Origin of the sequence: Roseivivax halodurans JCM 10272, from assembly GCF_000521785.1 — a bacterium.
GTDB lineage: Bacteria > Pseudomonadota > Alphaproteobacteria > Rhodobacterales > Rhodobacteraceae > Roseivivax > Roseivivax halodurans.
This window is the reverse complement of record NZ_JALZ01000042.1, coordinates 1-24,175: the sequence shown is the minus strand read 5'-3', so window position 1 is coordinate 24,175 and position 24,175 is coordinate 1. Positions and strand designations below refer to the sequence as shown.

At 67.1% G+C, this 24,175-nt stretch carries 23 protein-coding genes and 3 pseudogenes; 20 read left to right on the top strand and 6 right to left on the bottom strand.

The window, feature by feature from the left end; all coding sequences use genetic code 11:
* Both OCH239_RS23620 and OCH239_RS23615 read right to left on the bottom strand, forming a co-directional pair.
* Positions 1-781 (bottom strand): annotated as a pseudogene (locus OCH239_RS23620) (IS1595 family transposase); the annotation flags it as partial.
* 172 nt (positions 782-953) lie between these two features.
* Positions 954-1,801 (bottom strand): annotated as a pseudogene (locus OCH239_RS23615) (IS3 family transposase); the annotation flags it as partial.
* A 593-nt stretch (positions 1,802-2,394) separates the two neighbouring features.
* On the opposite strand from OCH239_RS23615, the gene OCH239_RS18935 reads away from it, so the two are divergent.
* The 13 genes and pseudogenes from OCH239_RS18935 (at position 2,395) to OCH239_RS18880 (ending at position 15,660) form a co-directional block, all read left to right on the top strand.
* Positions 2,395-3,447, top strand: a complete 1,053-nt coding sequence (locus OCH239_RS18935) for a C4-dicarboxylate TRAP transporter substrate-binding protein (RefSeq protein WP_037266279.1) — start codon at positions 2,395-2,397, stop codon at positions 3,445-3,447.
* Positions 3,448-3,533: 86 nt separating this feature from the next.
* The gene (locus tag OCH239_RS18930; RefSeq protein ID WP_037266276.1) at positions 3,534-4,043 is read left to right on the top strand and encodes a TRAP transporter small permease; all 510 of its coding nucleotides are present in this window, start codon (positions 3,534-3,536) and stop codon (positions 4,041-4,043) included.
* A gap of 3 nt (positions 4,044-4,046) precedes the next feature.
* A complete protein-coding gene (locus OCH239_RS18925) occupies positions 4,047-5,384 on the top strand; it encodes a TRAP transporter large permease (protein WP_037266273.1) in 1,338 nt (445 codons plus the stop codon).
* Between the two features lie 8 nt (positions 5,385-5,392).
* Complete coding sequence (locus OCH239_RS18920) at positions 5,393-6,223, top strand: IclR family transcriptional regulator (protein ID WP_051489613.1); 831 nt, start codon at positions 5,393-5,395, stop codon at positions 6,221-6,223.
* Between the two features lie 70 nt (positions 6,224-6,293).
* A complete protein-coding gene (locus OCH239_RS18915; protein WP_037266285.1) occupies positions 6,294-8,384 on the top strand; it encodes a 3-hydroxyacyl-CoA dehydrogenase NAD-binding domain-containing protein in 2,091 nt (696 codons plus the stop codon).
* Between the two features lie 12 nt (positions 8,385-8,396).
* Positions 8,397-9,572 (top strand): acetyl-CoA C-acyltransferase, encoded by a 1,176-nt coding sequence (locus tag OCH239_RS18910; protein WP_037266270.1) that lies wholly within the window; start codon positions 8,397-8,399, stop codon positions 9,570-9,572.
* A 14-nt stretch (positions 9,573-9,586) separates the two neighbouring features.
* Positions 9,587-10,783 carry an acyl-CoA dehydrogenase family protein gene (locus tag OCH239_RS18905; RefSeq protein WP_037266267.1) on the top strand — a complete coding sequence of 399 codons (1,197 nt, stop codon included), beginning with the start codon at positions 9,587-9,589 and terminating at the stop codon, positions 10,781-10,783.
* A 1-nt stretch (position 10,784) separates the two neighbouring features.
* A complete protein-coding gene (locus OCH239_RS18900; protein WP_037266264.1) occupies positions 10,785-11,915 on the top strand; it encodes an acyl-CoA dehydrogenase family protein in 1,131 nt (376 codons plus the stop codon).
* A 3-nt stretch (positions 11,916-11,918) separates the two neighbouring features.
* Positions 11,919-12,344, top strand: coding sequence for a PaaI family thioesterase (locus OCH239_RS18895; RefSeq protein ID WP_037266261.1), 426 nt, complete (start codon positions 11,919-11,921; stop codon positions 12,342-12,344).
* Positions 12,341-12,595 (top strand): annotated as a pseudogene (locus tag OCH239_RS23840) (enoyl-CoA hydratase); the annotation flags it as partial. The gene OCH239_RS18895 and the pseudogene OCH239_RS23840, both read left to right, overlap by 4 nt.
* Before the next feature lies 1 nt (position 12,596).
* Positions 12,597-13,133 carry an enoyl-CoA hydratase-related protein gene (locus OCH239_RS18890; protein WP_341871955.1) on the top strand — a complete coding sequence of 179 codons (537 nt, stop codon included), beginning with the start codon at positions 12,597-12,599 and terminating at the stop codon, positions 13,131-13,133.
* Positions 13,130-14,137, top strand: coding sequence for an NAD(P)H-dependent flavin oxidoreductase (locus OCH239_RS18885; protein ID WP_037266258.1), 1,008 nt, complete (start codon positions 13,130-13,132; stop codon positions 14,135-14,137). Before OCH239_RS18890 ends, OCH239_RS18885 begins: the two co-directional genes overlap by 4 nt.
* Positions 14,134-15,660 carry a class I adenylate-forming enzyme family protein gene (locus OCH239_RS18880; protein ID WP_244430403.1) on the top strand — a complete coding sequence of 509 codons (1,527 nt, stop codon included), beginning with the start codon at positions 14,134-14,136 and terminating at the stop codon, positions 15,658-15,660. The genes OCH239_RS18885 and OCH239_RS18880 overlap by 4 nt, the downstream gene beginning before the upstream one ends.
* 586 nt (positions 15,661-16,246) lie before the next feature.
* Here the strand turns inward: OCH239_RS18880 and aqpZ are convergent.
* Positions 16,247-16,978 carry an aquaporin Z gene (gene aqpZ, locus OCH239_RS18875; RefSeq protein WP_037266255.1) on the bottom strand — a complete coding sequence of 244 codons (732 nt, stop codon included), beginning with the start codon at positions 16,976-16,978 and terminating at the stop codon, positions 16,247-16,249.
* A 415-nt stretch (positions 16,979-17,393) separates the two neighbouring features.
* The gene (locus tag OCH239_RS18870) at positions 17,394-17,717 is read right to left on the bottom strand and encodes an ArsR/SmtB family transcription factor (protein WP_037266252.1); all 324 of its coding nucleotides are present in this window, start codon (positions 17,715-17,717) and stop codon (positions 17,394-17,396) included.
* Between the two features lie 121 nt (positions 17,718-17,838).
* Between OCH239_RS18870 and arsB the strand changes: the two genes are divergently transcribed.
* The 4 genes from arsB to OCH239_RS21845 are packed head-to-tail and all read left to right on the top strand — an operon-like array spanning position 17,839 to position 21,295.
* Entirely contained in the window at positions 17,839-18,891 is a 1,053-nt protein-coding gene (gene arsB, locus OCH239_RS18865) for an ACR3 family arsenite efflux transporter (RefSeq protein ID WP_037266250.1), read from the top strand.
* Positions 18,892-18,894: 3 nt separating this feature from the next.
* Complete coding sequence (arsC, locus tag OCH239_RS18860; protein ID WP_037266248.1) at positions 18,895-19,311, top strand: arsenate reductase (glutaredoxin); 417 nt, start codon at positions 18,895-18,897, stop codon at positions 19,309-19,311.
* Positions 19,308-20,021, top strand: coding sequence for an arsenical resistance protein ArsH (gene arsH / locus OCH239_RS18855; protein ID WP_037266245.1), 714 nt, complete (start codon positions 19,308-19,310; stop codon positions 20,019-20,021). Before arsC ends, arsH begins: the two co-directional genes overlap by 4 nt.
* On the top strand, positions 20,021-21,295 hold the full coding sequence (locus tag OCH239_RS21845; RefSeq protein WP_051489612.1) for an MFS transporter: 1,275 nt from the start codon (positions 20,021-20,023) through the stop codon (positions 21,293-21,295). The genes arsH and OCH239_RS21845 overlap by 1 nt, the downstream gene beginning before the upstream one ends.
* A gap of 176 nt (positions 21,296-21,471) precedes the next feature.
* Here the strand turns inward: OCH239_RS21845 and OCH239_RS18845 are convergent, their stop codons facing one another.
* Positions 21,472-22,380 carry a LysR family transcriptional regulator gene (locus OCH239_RS18845; protein WP_037266242.1) on the bottom strand — a complete coding sequence of 303 codons (909 nt, stop codon included), beginning with the start codon at positions 22,378-22,380 and terminating at the stop codon, positions 21,472-21,474.
* 97 nt (positions 22,381-22,477) lie between these two features.
* Between OCH239_RS18845 and OCH239_RS18840 the strand changes: the two genes are divergently transcribed.
* From OCH239_RS18840 to OCH239_RS22905, 3 genes are read left to right on the top strand one after another with little or no spacing between them, the layout of a single operon-like run.
* Positions 22,478-22,948 carry a hypothetical protein gene (locus tag OCH239_RS18840; RefSeq protein ID WP_037266239.1) on the top strand — a complete coding sequence of 157 codons (471 nt, stop codon included), beginning with the start codon at positions 22,478-22,480 and terminating at the stop codon, positions 22,946-22,948.
* A gap of 22 nt (positions 22,949-22,970) precedes the next feature.
* Positions 22,971-23,300 carry a nuclear transport factor 2 family protein gene (locus OCH239_RS18835; RefSeq protein WP_037266236.1) on the top strand — a complete coding sequence of 110 codons (330 nt, stop codon included), beginning with the start codon at positions 22,971-22,973 and terminating at the stop codon, positions 23,298-23,300.
* The gene (locus OCH239_RS22905) at positions 23,297-23,470 is read left to right on the top strand and encodes a hypothetical protein (protein WP_211242026.1); all 174 of its coding nucleotides are present in this window, start codon (positions 23,297-23,299) and stop codon (positions 23,468-23,470) included. Before OCH239_RS18835 ends, OCH239_RS22905 begins: the two co-directional genes overlap by 4 nt.
* 366 nt (positions 23,471-23,836) lie before the next feature.
* On the opposite strand, the gene OCH239_RS18830 is transcribed toward OCH239_RS22905, so the two are convergent.
* The coding region (locus OCH239_RS18830; RefSeq protein ID WP_037266104.1) for a response regulator transcription factor at positions 23,837-24,175 on the bottom strand (339 nt) is incomplete at its 5' end.

Sequence of the window (24,175 nt, the reverse complement as noted above, 5' to 3'; positions counted from 1 at the left end):
TCATGCGCCTGAGCCGCGAGAAGTAGCTCTCGGCAAGATTGGTATGCGTGCCGTCCCGGCTGTAGGCCTCCGAGTGATTGACCCGGCGCATGTCGAAGTCCGGTTCGAGACGGTCCCAGTGCGTGACCTCATCGGCCGAGACGATCGTTCCTGGCGCCACGCTCTTCCTTGCGAACTCAAGCGCTTGGGCTTCACCGAAGAATGAGCGTGTCAGTGTCCGACCGCCGCGCTGCCGTAGCACGACCACCACGCGGCGCTTGTCGCTACGGTTCGCCAGCAGCCGTCGATCAACGCGCTTCTCCCGTTCGTTGGCGGGTCGGACATGTCCACCGAAGGCCGCCCCATCCATCTCGACCTCTCCCTCAAGTTGCACCTCCCGCGTCTCCGCCGCCAGCGCCTCCCGCAGCTTGTGCATGAGCACGAAGGCTGTCTTGTGCTGGACGTCGAGATCCCAGGACAGCTACACCGCCGACAGGCCCTTCGAGGCGTTCACGAACAGGCAGATCGCGCCGAGCAGATCAACGAAGGTTAGCTTGCGTGAGGCGAAGATCGTGCCGGAGGTCACGCTGAACTGGCGATAGCAGGCAGCGCACTTGAACCGTCGCCTGGTGGTCACCTCGTAGATATCCATGCAGCCGCAGAGAGGGCAGACCGGAGCTCCCTCCGTATCCGGCCAGCGCAGGCGGCAGAACCGCCGATACGCGACCTCTTCCCCCTCCGAATAGATCGCTCTAAGCGATAGGGTTCGGGCCGCCGCCGAGAGCAGGAAGTGCTGAGCCATCGTCGCCTCGCAAAGCGAATGATGTTCACACTATGTTCTCGCTCCGCCTTAAAAGCAAGGCTTGGTGCATCTGCTACCTAAGACCGGAGAAGCGCGTCGCGCATTCGGCCGTTGAAGGTGAGGAGGGATCAGCATTCGATCCGGGGGATCGAATGCCCCGATGGAACCAGATCCCGTTCTGCATCGGCTTTCCCGGCGCGATGAAATGCCAGGGCACGCCGGTCTTCTGCGTCCATTCGAGCATGGCGTTCGAGGTGAATTCCGTGCCTTGGTCGCTGACGATCATGTCGGGCGAGCCGCGGGTGGCAACGAGGCCAGACAGCTCCCGAGCCACTCTGCGCCCGCTGATGGACGTGTCGACGACGGCCGCCAGGCATTCCTTGGTGACGTCGTCGTTCACGGTCAGGATGCGCAGGCGCCGTCCGGACGTGCGCTGGTCATGCACGAAGGCGACCGACCAGCGGGCGTTCGGCACGGCCTCCACGAGGAGGGAGGGCGCGTGCCAGTGGCCTTCTTGCGCGCCCGCCTGCGCTTCGCCGACAATCCCTCCTCGCGATAGATGCACTCGGTTCGCTTGCGGTTCTGCACGAGGCCTTCCTGGCGCAGCAGAACGTGGAGCCGCCGATAGCCGAACCGCCGGCGTTCCCCGGCAAGGCCGCGCATACGATCCCGGAGCGCGGCATCCTCGGGCCGCCGGGCGCAATACCGGATCATCGACCGATCGGCGCCAATGAGATGACACGCCGTTCTTCGCTACAATCGGTCCCCCGGACCGTTCACTGACCGCCTCACTGTCCAGCATTGCATCCGCATATAGCCGCTTGAGCTTGGCGTTCTCCTCCTCGAGCGCCTTTAGCCGCTTCACGTCGGACACATCCAGCCGCCATAGCGGCTCTTCCAGGAATAGAACGTCGCGCTGCTGATCCCGCGCCTGCGGCAGACGTCAGCAGTCTTCGCGCCCGCTTCCTGCTCCCGCAGAATCGCGATGATCTGCTCTTCGCTGAACTTCGATCTCTTTATCTTCCGGTCCTCTTATTGGGCCAAATTCTATCGTCAGATGGAAGGAAAATCGGGGGTCACAGCAACGGCTCCAAAGCATGAAGTTCCTGCGAAACTCACGGAGGGTGGAGCAATTCACCGGAACGAGAACGATCGAAGCTCTCCGGATAAAGCTCTCGCTGGCCTGACCAGTCGCGCGAGGGCATGAGCCTGCAGCCTATGGATCGGACATCGCGAGTGTCTACTGATGCATGGCGCTGACCGAAGGATTGACGCCGCAGAGCGTCGATCAACGTGCGAGTGGCTGGCCATCACACATCGCTGTTCTCACGATCACACGGACAGCGAAGCAGAGCAGCACACTTTTCAAAAAAGGTCAGTAGATCTGTGACGGCCCACCCGATGGACAGTACCTGCCGACGCATCGCCCTGCCCTCCGGCTTTCACCCGTTCCTTACCTCGACAGAACCCGTCCCGATCGGCGCCATTGGCAATGCACCGCCTGTTCCGAAGGCTTCCCGGCGCAACAAGGCTCTAAGGGCTTGACCCACGCCGCATGATGCAGTTCGATAATGTTGAAATGAATTCCGCATAGTGGAACTGGGAGGAGACCTATGACGAAATTGATGAAGTATGCCCTTGTTGGCGCGCTGATGTTTGGCGCGGGCACCGCGAGCGCGCAGCAGCTCTTTGTGGGCGAGGCCGGGCCGAATCGCGGCGCACGTGGCGAATCGCTCAACTTTTTCGCCGAGCAGGTCGAGGAGCTGTCCGGCGGCGACCTGTCGCTGAACATCCAGTGGGGCGGCGCCCTCTTCAAGGCGGACGCGGCGCTGTCCGGCATCGCCGATGGCGTGGCCGACATGGGCACGATCATCGCCGTGTACTTCCCGCAGGAAATGGCACCCTACCGCATCGCGGACATGCCGCTCGAGAATTCCGACGCCTGGGTCGGCATGAAGGCCACCGACGAGATCATGCGGGGCAACGAGAGCATCCAGCAGCACCTCGCATCGCAGAACCTCGTCTATCTCGGCACCTTCACGACCTCGGCCGTCCATATCGGCTGCAAGGGCGCCGCGATCCGGTCGGTCGAGGATATCGACGGCCTCAAGATCCGCGGCGTGGGCGCCTATGGCGACACCTTCGGCGACATGGGGGCGAACCTCGTGCCGATGGCGATCTACGACGCCTATCAGGGCCTCGACAGCGGGCTGATCGACTGCTCGCAAACCTATTCCTACGCGACCGCCGCGCTGAAGCAGCAGGAAGTCATCGACAGCTACACGCTGCTGAACTGGGGCCAGACCGGCGCGCTCGGCGTCTTCATGAACAAGGACGCCTTCGACCGGCTCGATCCCGAGGCGCAGGAGATCCTGCTGGAGGCCGGCAAGAGCATGTCCGACGAGCTGGGCCGCCTGATCACCGCCGACAACGAAGCGGCGATCGAGACCATGCGCGAGGCCGGCGTCGAGATCATCGAACTTCCCGCGGAGGAGCGTCAGAAGCTCGTCGAGGGCGGCAAGAAGTACATCGACGAATGGGTCGAGCAGGTGTCCGGCATGGGTCTCGACGGCGAGGCGATCCTCGAGGAGTACCGGTCGCTGCTCGATACATACACTCAGGAACGGGACGCACAGGGCTATCCCTGGGAGCGCGAGGAGGGCTGACCGGCCCTCCGTGAATGCCGCGCGCCGGGCGACCGGCGCGCGGCCCGACCACCGCCCCTTTCCCCTCATTTTCCGCGAGGTGCCCCATGCTGCGCCGTGTCGAGCGACTGCTGGTCGATCTGTCCGTGGTTTCCGTCCTCGGGCTTGGCTTCCTGATCACGCTTTCGGTGATCCTTCGCGCCGTCTTCAACTCAGGCGTGCCCGACGCCATCGTCATGGTGCGCGAGCTCATGGTCGCGGCGGTGATCCTGCCGCTGGCCGCGACCACCGCGCAGCGGGCGCATATCGTGGTCGAGTTCGTGTCGAACCGGTTGCCGCCGCGCGGACGCGACGCGCTGATTGTCTTCGGGACGTTCTTCGGCCTGCTGGCCCTGGCGCCGCTGATCTGGGCCGGCTGGCGCGAGATGACGCATGCGCTCACCTCCGGCGGATACTTCTTCGGCGACCTCAATCTGCCGAAATGGCCGGGGCGCGTGATCTTCCTGATCGGCATCTCGTTCTGCTGGATCCGCCTTGCTCTCATGCTCGTCCACGACCTGAGCGCGATGCGCCGGGGCGAGCCGCTGGCCGAAACCGGCCACGGACCGGAGGTCTAAACGATGGACGGAACTCTCGTCGGCCTCGTCGCCTTCGCCGCGGTCATCCTGCTGCTCGGCTTGCGGGTGCCCATCGCCTTCGCCCTTGCGGCGGTCGCGAGCATCGGCACCTTCGTGATCTTCGCCTTCCGGACCGGAACCTTCATGCCCGAGCGGGCCGTCACGCCCACGACGAGCCTGGTCTTCTCGAATTCCTTCGACCTGATCCATTCCTACGATCTGTCGATGATCCCGCTCTTCGTGGCGCTGGGTCACATCGCCTACCGGGCCGAGATCACCACCAAGATCTACCATGCCGCCCGCGTCTGGCTGGCCTCGGTGCCGGGCGGGGTGGCGATGGCCTCGGTCATGGGCTGCGGCGGCTTCTCGGCGATCACCGGGTCCTCCATCGCATGCGCCTCGACCATGGGGCGCATCTGCTCGCCCGAGATGCTGCGGATGGGCTACGACAAACGGCTGGCGACGGCTTCTGTCGCTGCGGGCGGGACGCTCGGTTCGCTGATCCCGCCGTCGGTCCTCTTCATCATCTACGGCATCTTCACCGAGACCTCGATTTCCGCGCTCTTCCTGGCGGGGATCATCCCGGGGATCCTGTCGCTCGCGGGCTTCGTGCTGGTGATCTACATCTGGGTGCGGCGCGATCCCGCGGCGGCCCCGGCCTTCACCGGCACGATCACCGGGCGCGAGCGGCTCCAGGCCGCCATCGATGCCTGGCCGGCCGTGGTTCTCTTCGTCATCATCGTGGGCGGCATCTACGGCGGAATCTTCACGGCGACAGAGGCTGCCGCGGTCTGTGTCTCCGCGGCGCTGGTGATCGGTTTCGCGCAGCGCAAGCTGACATTCTCCGCACTTTGGGAGAGCCTCCGCGAGACGGCCGTGCAGACCACCTCGATCTTCTTCATCGCCGCCGGCGCGAAGATCTTCGTGGCTTTCATCGCCCTGACCGGCGTCGCCTCGGAGATCGTCGGCTACGTGACCGAGGCGGACCTGTCGGTCGTCATGGTGCTCGTCTCGATCGCCGTCATCTACCTGGTGCTGGGCATGTTCCTCGATCCCATTGGGATCATGGTGCTCACGCTCCCTCTGATGGTGCCCTTCGTCGAGAGCTACGGCTGGGACCTGATCTGGTTCGGCGTGGTGGTCGTCAAGCTGCTTGAGATCGGACTGATCACGCCGCCTGTCGGGCTGAACGTCTTCGTCATTTCGGGGGTCGTCGGCAAGGAGGTCCCGATCGACCGCATCTTCTCGGGTATCCTGCGGTTCCTGAGCGTCGACGTGATCGTTCTGGCCCTCATCATGGCCTTCCCGATCCTGTCGCTGCTCATTCCCACCTCGATGTGAGACCCGCCATGCAGGACATCTCCGAGATCCAGAGCCCGCCCGAACCCGAGACCGACCGCCGCTTCGCGACGACGCTGGCGCGGGGCCTCGCCGTCCTGCGCGCCTTCCGGCCCTCCGACGACGGCCTCGGCAACGCGGAAATCTCGCAGCGGACGGGGCTGCCGAAGTCGACCGTCTCGCGGCTGACCTTCACGCTGCAGGCCCTCGGCTACCTCAACCACGCGCAGCGGCACGACCGCTACCGGCCCGGTCCGGCGCTGCTGGCCCTGGGAAACGTGGCCTCGTCCTCGATCTCGTTCGTGGAGCTTGCGGGGCCCATCATGCAGCGCGCCGCGGACGAGACCGGTACGCTGTCGCTGCTGCTCGTGCGCGACGACCGCAAGCTGCTGATCGTGAAGACATGGCGGCCGCGTGATGTCTCCTCTCTCTGGCTGGAGGTGGGGCACCGCGTGCCGTTCCACGGCTCCTCCTCGGGGCACGCGCTGCTCGCGTCGCTGTCCGAGACGGCCTTCGAGGGTGCGGTGGACCGGATCGCCGGCGACCGCGGGCTGACGCGCGAGCGCGCCGGCGAGATCCGGCTAGAGGCCTGGGGCCAGCTGCTGGCGCAGGGCTTCGTCATCACCGACCCGGCCGAATATTTCGCACCGAGCATCCACGCTGTTGCCCGGCCCTTCCAGTCGCGCGACCTGTCCGAGCCGGTGATCTTCACCTGCGGGGCCATGCCGAAGGACCTGAGCGTCGAGCGGATGCGCGACGATGTGGGGCCCCGGCTCAACGCCGCGGTCCAGGAACTCGAGCGGATCATGGGCCAGCGGTCGACCCTGACGATGCGCGGATGAAAACGCGTCGCCGCGGCGGCGAATGAACTATGCGGCGGAAGCGCCGCTTGATGAGAGGGAGGAACGACCCGTGACGCACCCGGTCTCCTACGAAGTCGAGGACGGCATCGCCGTCATCACCATCGACAACCCGCCCGTGAACGCGCTGGGTCGCGCCGTGCGGCAAGGGCTTTGCGACGCGATGGACCGATTGGCGGACGATCCGCAGGCGCAGGCCGCCCTGATACTCGGCGCCGGCAAGCTCTTCATCGGCGGGGCCGACATCTCGGAATTCGGCAAGCCGCCGAAGGATCCGTGGCTGCCCGAGGTCGTGCAGCGGATCGAGGACAGCCCCAAGCCCGTTGTCGCCGCCATTCAGGGCGCGGCTCTCGGGGGTGGTCTCGAGGTGGCGCTCGGCGCGCATTACCGGGTCGCCATGAAAGGCGCGAAGCTGGGCCTGCCAGAGGTGAACCTGGGCATCATCCCGGGCGCTGGCGGCACCCAGCGCACGCCACGGCTGATCGGCGTCGCCGCGGCGCTCGACATCATTCCCGCCGGCGGAACTGTCCCTGCCGAGCAGGCCGTCGAGCTCGGCCTCGCCGACAGGCTGGCCGAGGGCGATCCGCGCGAGGCGGGCCTCGCCTATGCGCGCGAGCTGGTGACGGCCGGCGCCGGGACCCGTCCGGTCGGGCAGATGCCCTGCCCAGATCACGACACCGTTGCGCTGGAAGCCGCCCGTAAGACCTGGTCCAAGAAGAACCGCGGCGAGGTGGCGCGCCTCGCCTCGATCGACGCGGTCGAGGCCGCCACCCGCATGCCCATCGCCGCGGGCATCACCGAGGAGCGTCGCATCTTCTCGGAGATGATGGACACGCCCCAGCGCGCCGGGCTGATCCATGCCTTCTTCATCGAGCGCAAAGTCTTCCAGCTGCCCGAGCTCGACGGTGTCGCGCCGCGCGAGGTCTCGCAACTGGGTGTGATCGGTGGCGGCACGATGGGCGCGGGCATCGCCACCGCGGCCCTGCTTCGCGGGCTCGACGTGACGCTGATCGAGCGCGACGACGCCGCCGCGGAGAAAGCCGCCGCCACGATTTCGCGAAACCTCGAAGGCGCGGTGAAGCGCGGCAAGCTCGACGGCGGCACGCGCGATGCGATCCTCTCGGACGCCTTCCGCACCGCTGCGGATTACGGCGCGCTCGCCCGCGCCGATCTCGCCATCGAGGCGGTGTTCGAGGACATGGACGTCAAGAAGCAGGTCTTCGCCGAACTCGACCGGGTGATGAAGCCGGGCGCGGTGCTGGCGACCAACACCTCGTATCTCGACGTGACCGAGATCGCCGCGTCGGTGTCGCGGCCGTCGGACGTGATCGGCCTGCACTTCTTCTCGCCGGCCCACGTCATGAAGCTGCTCGAGGTCGTCGTGCCCGAAAGCACCGCGCCCGACGTCATTGCGACGGCCTTCGCGCTGGCCAAGCGCCTCGGCAAGACCGCCGTGCGCGCCGGGGTCTGCGACGGCTTCATCGGCAACCGCATCCTTTCCAAGTACCGCGCCGCCGCCGACCGCATGGTCCTCGCCGGGGCGAGCCCCTACCAGGTGGACCGCGCGGTGAAGGCCTTCGGCTGGCCGATGGGCCCCTACGAGATGGGCGACCTTGCCGGGCTCGACATCGGCTACGCCACCCGCCAGCGCCGCGCCGCAACGCGCGATCCGCGCGATATCGTCCCGACCTGGGCCGACGCGCTCTACCACCTCGGCCGCCACGGTCAGAAGACCGGGCGCGGCTACTACATCTACGAAGAGGGCAAGCGCGGCGGGGCGGAGGATCCCGAAGTCCTCGAGCTCATCGACAAGGCTCGCGCCGAGCACGGCGTCACCCCGCGCGACTTCACCGACGAGGAGATCCAGCGCCGCTACATGGCCGCGCTGGTGAACGAGGCCGCCAGAGTTCTCGAGGAGGGCATCGCCCGCCGTCCGCTCGACGTCGACGTGACGTTCCTCCACGGCTACGGCTTCCCGCGCTGGCGCGGCGGCCCGATGTTCTGGGCGGATGAGACCGGGCTTCCGGCACTGCTCGGCGACATCGAAGACTATGCCCGCGAGGATGATTTCTTCTGGCAGCCCGCCCCGCTCCTCAAGCGGCTCGTCTCCGAAAACAGCAACTTCGCCAGCCTCAACGGCTAGGAAGGAGGACAGATGTCCGATCCCGTCATCGTCTCCGTCGCCCGCACCGCCATCGGCAAGGCGGGTCGCGGCAGCTTCAACATCACCCACGGCGCGGCGATGTCCGGCCACGCGGCGAAACACGCCGTGGACCGCGCCGGCATCGACCCCGCGCTCATCGAGGACTCGATCTGGGGCTGCGGCTACCCGGAATACGTCAGCGGCGGCAACATCGCCCGTCAGGCGGTGATCCGGGCCGGCCTTCCCGTCTCGGTCGCCGGCACGACGGTGAACCGCTTCTGCGCCAGCGGCCTTCAGGCCATCGCGATGGGCGGCCACATGATCACCTCCGAAGGCGCGAAGGCGGTGCTGGTCGGCGGCGTCGAGAGCATCAGCCTCGTGCAGCCCCCGCCGCGCAACTCGCGCGATCCGTGGATCGAGGAGGTCAAGCCCGACCTCTACCTGCCGATGATCGACACCGCCGACATCGTCGCCGAGCGCTACGGCATCAGCCGCGAGGCGCAGGACGAACTCGGCTACCAGAGCCAGATGCGCACGGCGGCCGCGCAGGAGGCGGGCCGCTTCGAAGACGAGATCGTACCGATGGAGGTCACCAAGGTGGTCAAGGACAAGGAGACCGGCGAGGTCTCCGAGGTCGCCGCGACCATCGCTCAGGACGAGTGCAACCGGCCCTCCACCACGCTCGAGGCGCTGCAAAAGCTTCAGCCCGTCCGCGGAGAGGGCAAGTGGATCACCGCCGGGAACGCCTCGCAGCTCTCCGACGGGGCGGCGGCGCTCGTCATGATGGACGCGCGCGAGGCCGAGCGTGCTGGTCTCGAGCCCTTAGGGCGCTTCCGCGGCTTCGCCGTCGCCGGCTGCGAGCCCGACGAGATGGGCATCGGCCCGGTCTTCGCCGTACCCCGCCTGCTCGAGCGGGCCGGCCTGACCGTGGACGACATCGACCTGTGGGAGCTCAACGAGGCCTTCGCCTCGCAGGCGATCTACTGCCGCGACCGGCTCGGCATCGACAACGACCGGCTCAACGTCGACGGCGGCTCGATCGCCGTGGGCCATCCCTTCGGCATGACCGGCGCGCGGATGACGGGTCACCTGCTGATCGAGGGACGCCGCCGCGGAGCGAAGCTCGGCGTCGTGACGATGTGCGTCGGCGGCGGCCAGGGCGCCGCCGGCCTGTTCGAGATTTTCTGAGGAGGGAGGGACACATGGATCTCACCTATACCGACGACCAGAAGGCGTTCCGCGACGAGGTCCGGACCTTCCTGAACGACAAGCTGCCCTCGCGTCTGTCCGGCAAGGTTGCGTCTGGCAAGCGCCTGACCAAGGCCGATTACGAGGAATGGCACGCCATCCTGAACGAACGCGGCTGGCTCGGCGTCACCTGGCCAGCCGAGTTCGGCGGCACCGGCTGGGACGCCGTGCAGCGCCACATCTTCGAGGAGGAGACCACCCGCGCCCACGCCCCGCGCATCGTGCCGTTCGGGCTCAACATGCTCGGGCCGGTGCTGATGAAGTACGGCTCCAAGGCGCAGCAGGACCACTACCTGCCGCGGATCCTCAACAGCGACGACTGGTGGTGCCAGGGCTACTCGGAGCCGGGGGCGGGCTCGGACCTCGCCGCGGTCAAGACGACGGCGGTGCGCGAGGGCGACCACTACATCGTCAACGGGCAGAAGACCTGGACGACGCTCGGGCAGTACGCGAACATGATCTTCTGCCTCGTGCGCACCTCCAAGGAGGGCAAGCCGCAGGAAGGCATCAGCTTCCTCCTGATCGACATGGACAGCCCCGGCGTCGAGGTCCGTCCCATCGTGCTGATCGACGGCGAGGCCGAGGTCAACGAGGTCTGGCTGCAGGACGTGAAGGTCCCGGCCGAGAACCTCGTCGGCGAAGAGAACAGAGGCTGGACCTACGCCAAGTACCTGCTGACCCACGAGCGCACCAACATCGCCGGCGTCGGTTTCGCGACGACGGCGCTCGAGAACCTGCGGCGCATCGCCGGGCTCGAGCAGTCGAGCGGCAAGCCGTTGATCGAGAACCCGTTCTTCGCGGCCAAGCTCGCGCAGGTCGAGATCGACCTGATGGCGATGGCGACGACCAACCTGCGCACAATCGCCGCCGCAGCGGCGGGCCAGGCGCCGGGGGCGGAAAGCTCCATGCTCAAGATCAAGGGCACCGTCATCCGCCAGGAGATCAACGCGTTGACGCGCCGGGCCGTCGGCCCCTACGCCCTGCCCTTCGTCTCGGAGGCGCTGGACGAGGGATCGAACGTCGATCCCGTCGGGCCGGACTACGCCCTGCCCGCGACGCAGGCCTATTTCAACAACCGAAAGCTTTCGATCTACGGCGGCTCCAACGAAGTGCAGCGCCAGATCATCTCGAAGGCAATCCTGGAGCTTTGACATGAATTTCCAGCTGACCGAAGAACGTCAGATGCTGCAGGACAGCCTGCGGCGCTACCTCGCCGACACAGTGTCGCCCGAGATGCTGGCCGAGGCCACCGAGAGCGAGGCGGGCCATTCCGAGACGCTCTGGAGCGGGCTGGCCGAGATGGGCGTGATCGGCGCGCTCTTCTCCGAGCACGACGGCGGCTTCGGCGGCGCGGGCTTCGACCTCGCCGTCGTCTTCGAGGAGACCGGCCGCGCCGGCGCGTTCGAGCCGCTCGTGGCCTCGGGCGTGCTCGCGGGCGGGCTCATCGCCGCGCGGGGCAGCGAGGCGCAGAAGGCGCGCGTGGAGGACATCATCGGCGGTGCGATCCTCGGCTTCGCCCATTCCGAGCCCGGCGCGCGCTACGATCTCGACCATGTCGAGACCAAGGCCACAAAGGATGGGGCCGGCTGGCGCCTCGATGGCCGCAAGACGGTTGTGGAGCATGCCGGCGCGGCGGAGGCCTTCGTCGTCTCGGCTCGCACCGGGGGCGAGACGCGGGACGCAGAGGGCATCTCGCTCTTCCTAGTGCCCGCCGATGCGCCGGGCCTGACAACCCGCGACTACCCGCTGAACGGCGGGGGACGTGCCGGCGAGGTGACGCTCGAGGGCGTTTCCCTGCCCGGGGACGCGCTGATCGGCGCGGAGGGAGACGCCTTCCCGGCCATCGAGGAGGCCGCCGCCCGCGCCACCTGCGCGATCTGCGCCGAGGCGCTCGGCCTGATGGAGTCGATCCGCGCCCTGACCGTCGATTACCTCAAGCAGCGCAAGCAGTTCGGCCAGCCCATCGGCAAGTTCCAGGCGCTGCAGCACCGCATGGCGGACGTGCTGATCGAGATCGAGCAGGCCCGCTCGGCCGTCATCAACCTGGCCGGTCATCTGGCCGCCGACCGCGTCACCCGCGAGCGGCATGTCAGCGCGACCAAGAACCTGATCGGCCGCGCAGGCCGGCTGGTGGTCGAAGAGGCGATCCAGCTCCATGGCGGCATCGGCATGACCGAGGAATACGCGCTCGGGCACCTCGCCAAGCGCCTGACCATGGTCGATCACCGCTTCGGCGACACCGACCACCATCTCGAGCGCTTCATCCGGCTGAGCGCGGCCTGAGTGATGGCGCTGATCGAGAACGAGACCGGGGCGCAGCGCACGCTGGGCTACGTGCTGGACGTGGCGCAAGGCGACGGCCGGGCGCGCTGCTTCCTCGACGTGACCGAAGCGCATGCGAACCGGCACGGCGTGCTGCATGGCGGGATCGCGGTGATGATCCTCGACAACGCCATGGGCGCGACCGGCAGCCTGACGGTGGACGACACCGGGCGCGCGCCGTTTCTCACCATCTCGATGGCGACCAACTTCGTCGGCCCCGCCCATGTGGGCCAGCGGATCACCGCGACCGGTCGGGTCACGGGCGGCGGTCGGTCGCTCCTGTTCATCGAGGCCCGGCTCGAGGCGGACGATGGCGCGCTGATCGCCACCGCAACGGGCGTCTTCAAGCGCGTGCCGCGCGACCGCATGGAGCAGGGAGGCGACGCATGAGCCTCGCACGCATCGAGGATCGCGGCGACCGACTTGTCGTGGTGAACGACAACGCCGCCCGCCGCAACGCGCTCTCGGACGACCTCTACGCGGCGCTGTCCGATGCGATTGAGCTCGCCCGGGAGCCGCACATCGCATCCGTGACGCTCTGGGGCGCGGGCGGTTTCTTCTGCGCGGGGGGCGATCTCAACCTCCTCGCAACGCGGCGCGAGTTGCCCGAGGCCGAGCGCCACGCCCGGATCGAGGCGCTGCATGATCTCGTCCGCGGCATCCGCGGCTCGCCAGTGCCGTGGATCGCCGCCGTCGAGGGGGGGCGCGGCTGGAGCCGGAGCCTCGCTCGCCTTTGCCTGCGACTTCGTCGTGGCGGCACGCGGCGCGCAGGTGACGGCGGCCTATGTCCGCGCCGGGCTCACGCCCGATGGCGGTCTCAGCGCGATGCTGACCGAGCGGCTGCCGAAAGCGCTGGTGTCCGAGATGCTGCTGCTCGGCGCGCCCGTCGCAGCCGAGCGGCTGGCCGAGCTCGGCGCGATCAACGGACTTTGCGATCCGGGCGAGGCCCTAACCGCGGCAATGGACCTCGCGAGCCGCATCGCGGCCGGACCCGCCGCCGCTCAATCGCGGATCAAGGCGCTGATCGCCAGCGCCGAGGACACGCCCTTCGCCGCCCAGCTCGATGCCGAGCGGGACGCCATGGCAACGGCCGTCGCCGGTCCCGAGGCGCGGGAAGGCATCGGCGCCTTCCTCGAGAAGCGCCGCCCAGACTTCGCCGCGCTCCGGGGCACGTCATGACCCCCGCGGACCCGGCCCTCGCAACCCCGCTGACGCGGCGCTTCGGACTGCGCCTGCCCGTCGTTGCCGGCGGTCTCATGTGGCTTTCGGATGCCGAATACTGCGCCGCCGCGGCGCGCGCGGGTCTGCTGCCCTTCATAACCGCCGCGAGCTTTCCCGAGCCCGCCGACCTCAGAGCCGAGATCGCCCGCTGCCGCGAGCTGGCGGGCGGCAGGCCCTTCGGCGTGAACGTCTCGATGCTGCCCAAGCTGGTGCCGGGAGAGAAGACCGGGGACGTCTTCCGCCTGATCATCGACGAGGGCATCGAGGTGGTCGAGACCTCGGGCCGCAACCCCGAGCCCTACGTGCCGCTGCTGAAGGACGCGGGCGTCACGATCCTCCACAAGGTGCCTTCGGTGCGGTTCGCCGTGAAGGCCGAGAGCGTCGGAGTCGACATGGTCGCCATCGTCGGCGCCGAATGCGGCGGCCACCCCGGCATGGATCTGGTCGGCTCGATGGTGAACCTGTCGCTGGCCGAGCGGCGGCTGACCGTGCCCTACCTGATCGGCGGCGGCATCGGCAGCGGCGCGCAGATCGTCGCCGCCCTAGCGACCGGGGCGGCGGGCGTCGTCATGGGCACGCGCTTTCTCGCCTCTGCCGAACTTAATGCCCACGACGGCTACAAGAACGCGCTCGTCGCCGCGAGCGAGCGGGACACGGCGCTCACCATGTCGAGCGTGCGCAATACCATCCGCACGCTGAAGAACGAGACGACCGAGATCGTCGCCCGGCTCGAGCGGGAGACACCCGATATCGGGATCGAAGAGCTGATGCCTCATGTGTCGGGCCGCATCGGCCGGGAGGCGTACCGGTCGGGGGACACATCGCACGGAATGCTCTCGGCGGGACAGGCGCTCGGCTTCGTCGACCGCTCCGAGCCGTTCGCCGCCATTGCCGCCGCGCTCGAGGAGGAAGCCCAGACCGCGCTCGCACGATTGCGACCCGCACCCGCAGGGGAGGAATGACCGAGATGACCGACTTCACACGTATTCACCAGATGATCGAGCCGCATGTCGCGGACCGCCCGGAGGCTATCGCGCTCGTCGACACCGACGGCACCGCGGTGAATTGGCGGGGCTACGCAACGTTGATCGACGAAGGCGCGGACTTGTTCGCTCGCAACGGCGTCGAACCGGGCGACCGCGTGCTGGTGGTGGCCGAGAACTGCCTCGCCGTCGCGGTCGCGGTCATGGCGGCGAGCCGGCTCAATGCCTGGGCGGTGCCGGTGAACGCGCGCATGTCGGCGGACGAGATCGCGCGCATCGCCGCCCATGCCGAGCCGCGCCTGACGCTCTACACCAGCCATGTCTCGAAGGAGGCCGCGACGCACGCCGAGGCGGCGGGCGCGTCCCTCGTGGAGACCGGTTTCGGCGCGGTTCACCTGGCTGCAACGGAGAGCGGCGCCGGTGAGCCCGTCGAGGAGGGCAACGGTCAGGTCGCGGTGATCCTCTACACCACGGGCACGACCGGCGACCCCAAGGGCGTGATGCTGACCCACGGCAACCTGATCTTCGCGGCGCATGCTTCGCGCGACCTGCGGGACCTGACGGCGGCGGACCATGTCTACGGCGCGCTGCCGCTCACGCATGTGTTCGGAATGGCCTCCATGCTGATGGCCTCGGCGCTCACCGGCTGCACGGTCGAGCTGGCTCGCCGCTTCTCGGCCGAGGCCCTCTACCAGGCTCTCGGACGCGGCGCGACGGTCGTGCCGGCGGTGCCGCAGATGCATGCGCTCTTGATGTCCTACGCGGCCGAGAACGGCCATGCACGGCTGGGTTCCGACCGCCTGCGCTACGTCTCGTCCGGCGCCGCGCCGCTCGATCCCGCTTGGAAGCGCAAGGCCGAGGCCTTCTACGGCCTGCCGCTGCAGAACGGCTACGGCATGACCGAAACGACGGCGGGCGTCTCGGGCACGCGGAACGCGATCGGCGATCCCGACATCTCGGTCGGTCCGCCCCTGCCCGGCGTCGAGATCCTTCTCGACAAGAGCGTCGGGAACGAGCCCGGCGTTGGCGAGGTGCAGACCCGCGGGCCGCACATCATGAAGGGCTATTTCCGCAATCCCGAGGCGACCGCGCAGGCGATCACCAGCGACGGTTTCATGCGCACCGGCGATCTCGGCCGGATCGACGCCGAGGGGCGCCTGCACATTGTCGGCCGCTCCAAGGAACTCATCATCCGTGGCGGTTTCAACGTCTATCCGCCCGAGGTCGAGGCGGCGCTCAACGACCACCCCGCGGTGGTGCAATGCGCGGTGATCGGGCGAACGGTGCAGGGCGACGAGGAAGTGCTGGCCTTCTGCCAGATCACATCCCCGGGCGCCGCGACCACTGAGGAGCTCGCGGACTATGTGGCGAGCCGGCTCACCGGCTACAAGCGTCCGTCCCGCATCCTGATCGTCGACGCGTTGCCTGCGGCTGCGACGGGCAAGATCCTCAAGCACAGACTCCTGACCCACTTCGCGGGAAGATTGGGACAGCACGCGTGATCAAGGAGCGGAACGGCGCCGCTAGAAGGGCTCAGAGCGGAGAGGGTTGTGAAAGCTGCGCATCAGCGGCGTCAGTGGGGACGATGCATGACAGAATGGGCGAAGACAGGGCCTAGTGACTGCTGTTGAAGGTTTGATTACACGCTTGAGAGGAATGAGCCCGCATCCTCAACGGGCGCCGGCCAACGCCGCCGATGACCTCGGCGTCACGTGGATCGAGGAGGTCGCTGGGTGTCGAGCGGTGGTCAGGTGCTCCGCCCGCTCGCGCGTGGAACGTTCCATCAGACGGAGTCCGCCACAACCCTCACTCCCGAAGCGGCCACTCTCACTATCAGGGGCCAGCTGGTAGGATCGGACATGGTTTCACGCAGCTGTTCGTTCTCTTTCCTCAGCCGCTGCGCCACACCGGTCTGCACCGCGCAGATTTCCTGGCGCGAGTGGTCACGGCTGGAGCATGGCACCTTATGTTGGGCCGCTCTCGCGTTCTTCTGCAGTCTTTGGATGCCGGGCGCTTGCGTTAAACCCATTTCATCGGCCCGCCGCGTGTCGGCGGCGGGCCTGCCTCCCCGAGCGTGGGGGAGCGTTGTCAGCCCTGGCTCGGGATCCCGCCTACGACGGGTTCGGTTGGAGTGGGGCTGAGCCATGAGTACAACAGGCCTCCCAACGCGCCGCCGATGATCGGTGCAAGCCAGAACATCCAGAGCTGCCCGATCGCCCAGCCTCCCGCGAAGAGCGCCGGTCCGGTGCTGCGGGCCGGATTGACCGAGGTGTTCGTGACCGGGATGCTGATCAGGTGGATCAAGGTCAGGCCGAGCCCAATCGCCAGCGGCGCAAACCCGACCGGTGCTCGACCGTGGGTGGTGCCCATGATGATGAAGAGGAACATCATGGTGAGCACGACCTCGATCAGGAAGGCGGACGTCATCGAGTAGCCGCCTGGGCTGTGAGCTCCGTAGCCGTTGGCTGCGAACCCGCCCGCCGCGTCGAACCCCTCAGCGCCGCTGGCAATGACGTAGAGCACCAAGGCTCCGAGGACCGCTCCTGCGACCTGGGCGACGATGTAGGGCGCGATCCCCGAGGCGGGAAAACGCCCGCCCGCCGCAAGGCCGATCGTTACTGCAGGATTGAGGTGACAGCCCGAAACGTGTCCGATCGCATAGGCCATCGTCAATACGGTCAGCCCGAACGCCAACGAGACGCCGAGCAATCCTATACCCACCTCCGGGAACGCTGCGGCAAGAACCGCCGCACCGCACCCCCCGAAGGTCAACCAAAATGTTCCGATGAGTTCTGCAGCAAATTTCTTCAGGTTTTCCATGCCCGTCTCCATGCGGGATAGCCGGCCGCCAATCCTCGGCCCGCTCGGAGATTGCACGAGCTTGGAATATGTCGGTAGCTTTTTCACGAGGGTGGCCAGCAGAGCGTATTATCGGCTCTGTGAACGAAGCTCAGCACCGGGACAGCGGTGACGATCGGCACCTCTCGTTCGGTGCCGATGTCGCGTCAGCGTAGAGATCTCGGATGTGGAGCGTCAAAGAAACCGGAGCAGTTTGCTGACGCAGCGGGGCCTCCCGTAACCGTGACAAGCACGCTCACCGCGGCCGCCGAACGGGTGTTCGATCCGTACGGCTACTTGGCCACGTGCATGGACCGGCTGACCTAGGCCGCGTAGCCTCGAGGGGAGCGACGCGCGCTCGTCGCCGAGCCGCAAGAGCCCGGCGCTGCGGCAGAGTTCATGCCTCGGAATGCGCGAGCCCGGCGCAGGCACTTTCGTCGCCGCCGCAGCAATCCTCGAGCAGGAAGCGCACCAGCCCGTTCACCGCATCGAACCGGGGGGCGTATCGAACTTCGCGATGCTGCCGCTCGGTACTGACCAATCCCGCCCGTTTCAGCGTGGCGAGATGACCGGACAGGGTTGACGGCTTGAGGTCGAGGATCCTGCCGATCTCCATCGCCGGCGTACCCCCGGGGCCGCGCTGCACCAGCAGGCGGAAGATCGTCAGTCGGGTGTCGTGAGCAAGGGCGCCGAACGCATCTATCGCAAAGCTCTGATCCATATTTCGTAATTACGCGAATTGAGGAGTATTGACAAGCCAGGTGCGCCCGACCTACTCAGCAATCAATTCGCGAATACGCGAAATGACGAATCCACGCACCATCCTGCCGCGGAGCCCTTGCATGTCCGACACCGCCGCCCCGGCCCCGATGGGCCGTTTCGAACGACTTCTGACCCTCTGGGTCGCGCTGGCCATGGCGCTCGGCATCGCCGTCGGCGCTGTGGCCCCCGGCGCGGTCGCCGCCATCGCCTCGGCCGAGATCGCCTCCATCAACCTCGTGGTGGCGGTGCTGATCTGGGCCATGGTCTACCCGATGATGGTCAGCGTCGATCTCGGCTCCGTCGCGGGTGTGGCCAGGCAACCCAAGGGCCTTCTGGTCACGCTGGCCGTGAACTGGCTGATCAAGCCCTTCACCATGGCATTCCTCGCGGTGCTGTTCTTCGAGCACATCTTCGCCCCGTGGATCGCCCCCGAGGACGCGGCGCAGTATATCGCCGGGCTGATCCTGCTCGGCGCGGCACCCTGCACCGCGATGGTCTTCGTCTGGAGCCAGCTCACCCGCGGTGACGCCACCTACACGCTTGTGCAGGTCTCGGTGAACGACCTCATCATGGTGGTGGCCTTCGCGCCCATCGTGGCGCTTCTGCTCGGCGTGACCGAGATCTCCGTGCCGTGGAGCACGCTGGTCCTGGCCACCCTGCTCTATGTCGTCCTGCCGCTCCTCGCGGGGTTGCTCACCCGCCGCGCACTGGGCACGGGGGAGGCGATCTCGGACTTCACGGCACGCATCAAGCCGCTCTCGATGATCGGTCTCATCGCCACGGTGGCGATCCTCTTCGGTCTTCAGGGCGAGACCATCCTCTCGCGCCCCGCGGTGATCGCGCTGATCGCGGTGCCAATCCTGATTCAGAGCTACGGCATCTTTGCGCTGGCCTACGGCGCTGCCTGGCTTCTTCGGGTGCCGCACCGCGTCGCGGCGCCATGCGCGATGATAGGCACCTCGAACTTCTTCGAACTCGCCATCGCGGTCGCCATCAGTCTCTTCGGACTGAACTCCGGCGCCGCGCTTGCCACCGTTGTGGGCGTCCTGGTCGAGGTGCCTGTGATGCTGTCGCTGGTCGCCTTCGCCAACCGGACCCGGGCGCGCTTTCCCGACACCGGACATGGAGACTGAACGATGATCGTCATCCATCACAATCCTGACTGCGGCACCTCGCGCAACGTGCTCGCCTTCCTGCGCGCCAGCGGATCGGAGCCGGTGGTCATCGAGTATCTGAAGGAAGGCTGGACGCGGCCTCAGCTTCTCGCGCTCTTTGCGGCCGCCGGACTCACCCCGCGCGAGGCGCTGCGAGAGACAAAATCGCCGGCCAAGGACCTCGGTCTCCTCGACGAGGGCGCCTCCGATGAGGCCCTCCTCGAAGCGATGCTCGCTCACCCCATCCTGGTCAATCGCCCCATCGTCTGCACCGCCAACGGGACCCGCCTCTGCCGCCCCTCCGAGACCGTGTTCGACCTGCTCGATCGGCTTCCGCCTGGCCCGCTGTTCAAGGAAGACGGAGAGATGGTCATCGACGAAAATGGACGCCTCACATGACCGATACACCGCAGATCTCCGACGCCGCTTTCGCGCCGACCGACGCCGGGGCGCTCTTTCCGGCCAGTCACAGCGACCATGCGCCGCGCATCCTGATCCTCTATGGGTCCCTGCGCCCGCGCAGCTACTCGCGTTTTGCCGCCGAGGAAGCCGCGCGCATCCTGACGCGCCTTGGCGCGGAGGTGCGCATCTTCGATCCGCGCGATCTGCCCGCGCCGGATTCCGAGCCGGTCGAGCATCCCAAGGTCGTCGAGCTGCGCGACCTCGTGAGCTGGTGCGAAGGTATGGTCTGGTCGTCTCCGGAACGACACGGCGCCATGACCGGCATCATGAAGAGCCAGATCGACTGGATCCCGCTGTCGCTCGGTTCGGTGCGCCCGACGCAGGGCAAGACGCTGGCGGTGATGCAGGTCTGCGGCGGCTCGCAATCGTTCAACACGGTAAACCAGCTGCGCATCCTCGGGCGCTGGATGAGGCTCCTCACCATCCCCAACCAATCCTCGGTCGCCAAAGCCTGGGACGAGTTCGACGAGGGCGGCCGAATGAAACCTTCCCCCTATTACGATCGCATCGTCGACTTGATGGAGGAACTGGTGAAGTTCACCCTGCTCACGCGCGACATCAAGGATTACCTCGTCGACCGGTACTCCGAACGTGTCGAAAGCCATGAAGCGCTGTCGAAACGGGTCAATCAGACCAAGGCGGTGTGATGAAGATCCTCGCGGCCGGGATCGACCGCGCCTTTGCCGCGATCGGAGTCGATCCGCATGGCTTCGCGCAGGCCCATCCGGAGCGCGCCGAAAGGTTGGCCTTCTGGCTGCTCGGACTGGCGCAGACGGTGGGCTACGGCGCTCTCTACTACATCTTCGCGGCGCTGCTGCTGGCGTGGGAACAGGCCCTGCCCTACGGCAAGGGCTGGCTCGCCTTCGCCTTCATGTGCGCCACGCTGATGGCGGCGGTGGTGTCGCCCTTCGCCGGGCGGATGGTCGACGCGGGAAACGGGCGCTGGCTGCTCACCGGCGGGCTCGCCCTCGGCGCCGCCGCGTTGCTGCTGCTGGCCGGCTCGCAGAGCTATGCACTGTTCTTCGTCGCATGGCTCGGACTGGGCGTGGCCGCGGGCTGCTGTCTCTACGAGCCGTGTTTCGCGTTCGTCACCCGCACCACGCACGAGCGCGCCCGCAGGGGCATCACGCGGATCACGCTGGTCGCGGGTTTCGCCTCGACGCTGGCCTATCCCGCCGGCGCCTTCCTTGCCGAAACGCTCGGCTGGCGCGGCGCGGTGATGTGCTTCGCCGCAACGGTCGTTCTCGTCGGTCTGCCCGCGATGTTCGCTGGCGCCACGATGCTCGAATGCTGCCCCGAGACGCACCACAGCCCCGACCGCAAATCCGGCGATCGCGCCGCCTTTGGCGCGGCCCGGGCGCGGCCGGAATTCTGGCTGATCCTTGTCGCCTACTCGCTGATCGGGCTCACCTGCGCCATGGTCATCTCGCATGTCATGCCGATCCTCACGGATCGCGGGCTGAGCCTCGGTCAGGCGGTTTTCGCGGCCTCCCTCTTCGGCCCGATGCAGGTCGCGGGGCGCCTCGCGATGATGGCGGCCGGGGATCGCGTGCGAGGATCGACCGTCGCGGCGATGTCCTTCGTCGGCATCGCATGCGCCATCGCGGTGCTGCTCTTCGTGACGCCCGGAATGCCGCAGGCAGGCTTCGCCTTCGCCCTGCTCTTCGGAGCCAGCTACGGCGTGGTGAGCATCCTCAAGCCGGTGGTGATGGCCGAGGTCCTCGGCCGCCGCGCCTTCGGCATGATTGCCGGGTTCATGGCGGTGCCGTTTCTGGTCAGCGCCGCCGTCGCCCCGCAGGCCGGAGCGCTGCTGTGGCGCGCCGGTGGGTACGATCTCGCGCTGGTCGCGGCGCTCGGAATGGCAACCTTGGCCCTTTCGTCTTTGGCAGTATTGATCTGGCGCGAAAGACGCAGGCTCTGACCGCGAGGAGACCGGTCGTGGCACCCCGTCTCACCCCGGCGCCTGGCGTGCTCGAAAATCGCCGGGGGTCGATCCTCGCGCCGCCCGGTGAGACCGATACCGCGGTCCATGCCGCCGGGGGAAATCCCTGTGGCACCTTTCTCTTGGGCAAGCCGCGCGAAACGCTGCTGTCTTCTTCAACGCTCCCGCGAGGAGCGCGTAAGTTCCCGTGCGAGATCGACGAAGACCTTGAAGGCGGCCGGCGGATTGCGCCGGCTGGGATAGTAGAGGCAGAGCGGCGCCAGCGGCGGCGTCCAGGCGTCGAGAACGCGCACCAGCCGCCCCGCCTCGATGTCGTCACGCACATCTGCTTCCATGAAGAACCCGATGCCGATGCCATCCAGCACGGCCATGCGCGCGAGGCTGGCCTCGTCCAGCGTGATCGGCCCCTCCACGTCGACCTGCACCGGCTGACCCTCGGCTTCGAATTGCCAGCGAAAGAGCGCGCCGTTCGGCAGACGCGTCCGGATGCAGGCATGCGCCAACAGGTCGGACGGCACCTGCGGCGGCTCCTGGCCCTCGAAATAGGCTGGCGTCGCGACCACCGCGTAACGCCGCGCGGGCCCGAGCGGGATGGCGATCATGTCGCTCGGCACGAGGGTCTGGCTGCGCACCCCGAAATCGAAACCGTCCGCCACGATGTCCACGAGGTTGCCCTCGGTCACCAAGTCGATCTGCACGCCGGGGAACCGCCGCAGGTATTCCAGCACAAGCGGCGCCAGGATCTCCCGGCCCGCCGTGGCAAAGGTGTTGATGCGCAGAATGCCCGTAGGCGTCTCCTGCTGCGACCGGACCGTGTCGAGCGCGTGGTGAATGTCCTTGAGCGCCGGGCTGACCTGATCGACGAAGCGCTGCCCGGCCCCCGTCAGCGAGACGCTGCGAGTCGTGCGATTGAAGAGCCGCACGCCCAGCTGCGCCTCGAGCTTCGAGACCGCGCTGCTGAGCGCGCTCGTCGACATTCCCACATCGAGCGCGGCCGCCCGGAACGATCCCCTGCGGGCGATCGCCAGGACCGCGTCGAAGTCTGCCAGCTTGTAGGTGGCCATTGTCCCGAAATCCCAAGCTCCACGTCCGGATTAATCCCGCTTATCCGCATTGTGTCAAAGGCTTAACTTCGTCTCACACAGCAATGGAGACGAAGACATGCAGTATTATCAGGTGTTCATCAGCGCCGAGCAGACCGCTCAGGCCTATCGCATCCTCGATGCGCTCATCGCCAGGCAGCTGATCTTCGGCGGCCCCGTGGTGGGCGGCCCCGCCAAGTTCCTCTGGAACTTCAAGGACAGCGATGTCCCAGAGAGCATGCGCGAGCACAAGCTCTACACGCTCGACCAGGACTACAACTACATCATCAGCTACACGCGCGAGGACCTGAAGGAGGAACTTGTCGAGGTGGCGGAATCGGCCGCGCTCGAAGAGGTCTGCATGATCTCCTTCCTGCCAATGGAGCCGAACAGGTCGCTGCGCATGCTCCTCGACGCGTCCTTCGAGGGCCGCGACCGGATCGCAGAGCCCGAACAGGTCGACGCCGTCGCCGCCCTGACCTTCGTGCCCAAGGCGCAGATCCCGACCCGCACCAAGAGCTCGAGCGGCGAGATCGGCAGCCGCCGCTGACCCCCATCCCAGGAGACCCACCATGAGTATCGAACTTCCCGACGTGATCGCCGCCTATTTCTCCGCCGACAAGAAAGGCAACGCGCAGGCGATCTCGGAATGCTTCGCCGAGGACGCCACCGTCGTCGACGAAGGCAACACCTACACCGGCCGCGACGCGATCCGGCAGTGGATGGCGAACGCCTCCACGCAATACACCTACAAGGTCGAGCCCTTCGACGTCGCCGAAGACGGCAGGCGCACGATCGTCACCAGCCATCTCGTCGGCACCTTCCCCGGAAGCCCGGTCGACCTGCGCTACTTCTTCGTCCTCCGCGGAGACAAGATTGCCGAACTGGAGATCGTCCCGTGAGCCCCTTCCTGACCCTCGAGGGCAAGCGGGCCCTCGTCACCTCCGGCACGCGCGGTGCCGGAGGAGCGACCGTGACCCTGTTCAAGCAACTCGGCGCCGACGTCCTGACCACGGCACGGACGAGATCGCGAACCCGGTCGCGTCGCTCGCTTCCGATCGCTCAGGCATAGGAAGATGTGAGTACGGGACGGAGCGCTCCGAGCGAAGTTCCGCGGCGTGAATTCCCAGGATCACCAGTCCAGGACACCGCATGTAGGCCTCGATTTCGAGGTTCACGCCGAAACTCAGGAGCACGATCGTCAACGGAAGCGCTCCGCGCGGCCCAGACGGATCAAGCGGGGAACGGCTATCCTGGGGGACATCGGGTGGCTCCTGGTATTTGCCCAGTATTTACCCGTCCACATTCCATTCATGGGCCGCGTGGCGGGATAGACGCCGCTATCGATCGGCACCGCGTATATCCCCCCGGATAGGACAACACGAAAAAAGCCCGCCACGAGGGCGGGCCTGCGTTTCTATCCGAACAGATCGCGGCGTCAGAAGAGCCCCGCCTCCTTGGCGATCATCGCCGCCTGGGTACGGTTGCCGGCGCCGATCTTGCGGTAGAGCGTCTTGACGTGGAGCTTCACAGTCGGCTCGCGGATGTCGAGATCGCGGGCGATCTCCTTGTTCGACTTGCCGTGGGTCAGACCCTCGAGAACCTCGAGCTCCCGGCGCGAGAGCTGCTGCGCGAGCGGGTGGTCGTTCTCCTCCGCGGCCTGCGCGCGCATGAAGTCGAGCGGTGCGTATTGCTCGCCCATCGCCATGAAGCGCACGGCGTTGACGAGGCTCTTCGCCGAGAGCGTCTTGGGTAGGAAGCCGGCGGCCCCGGCGGC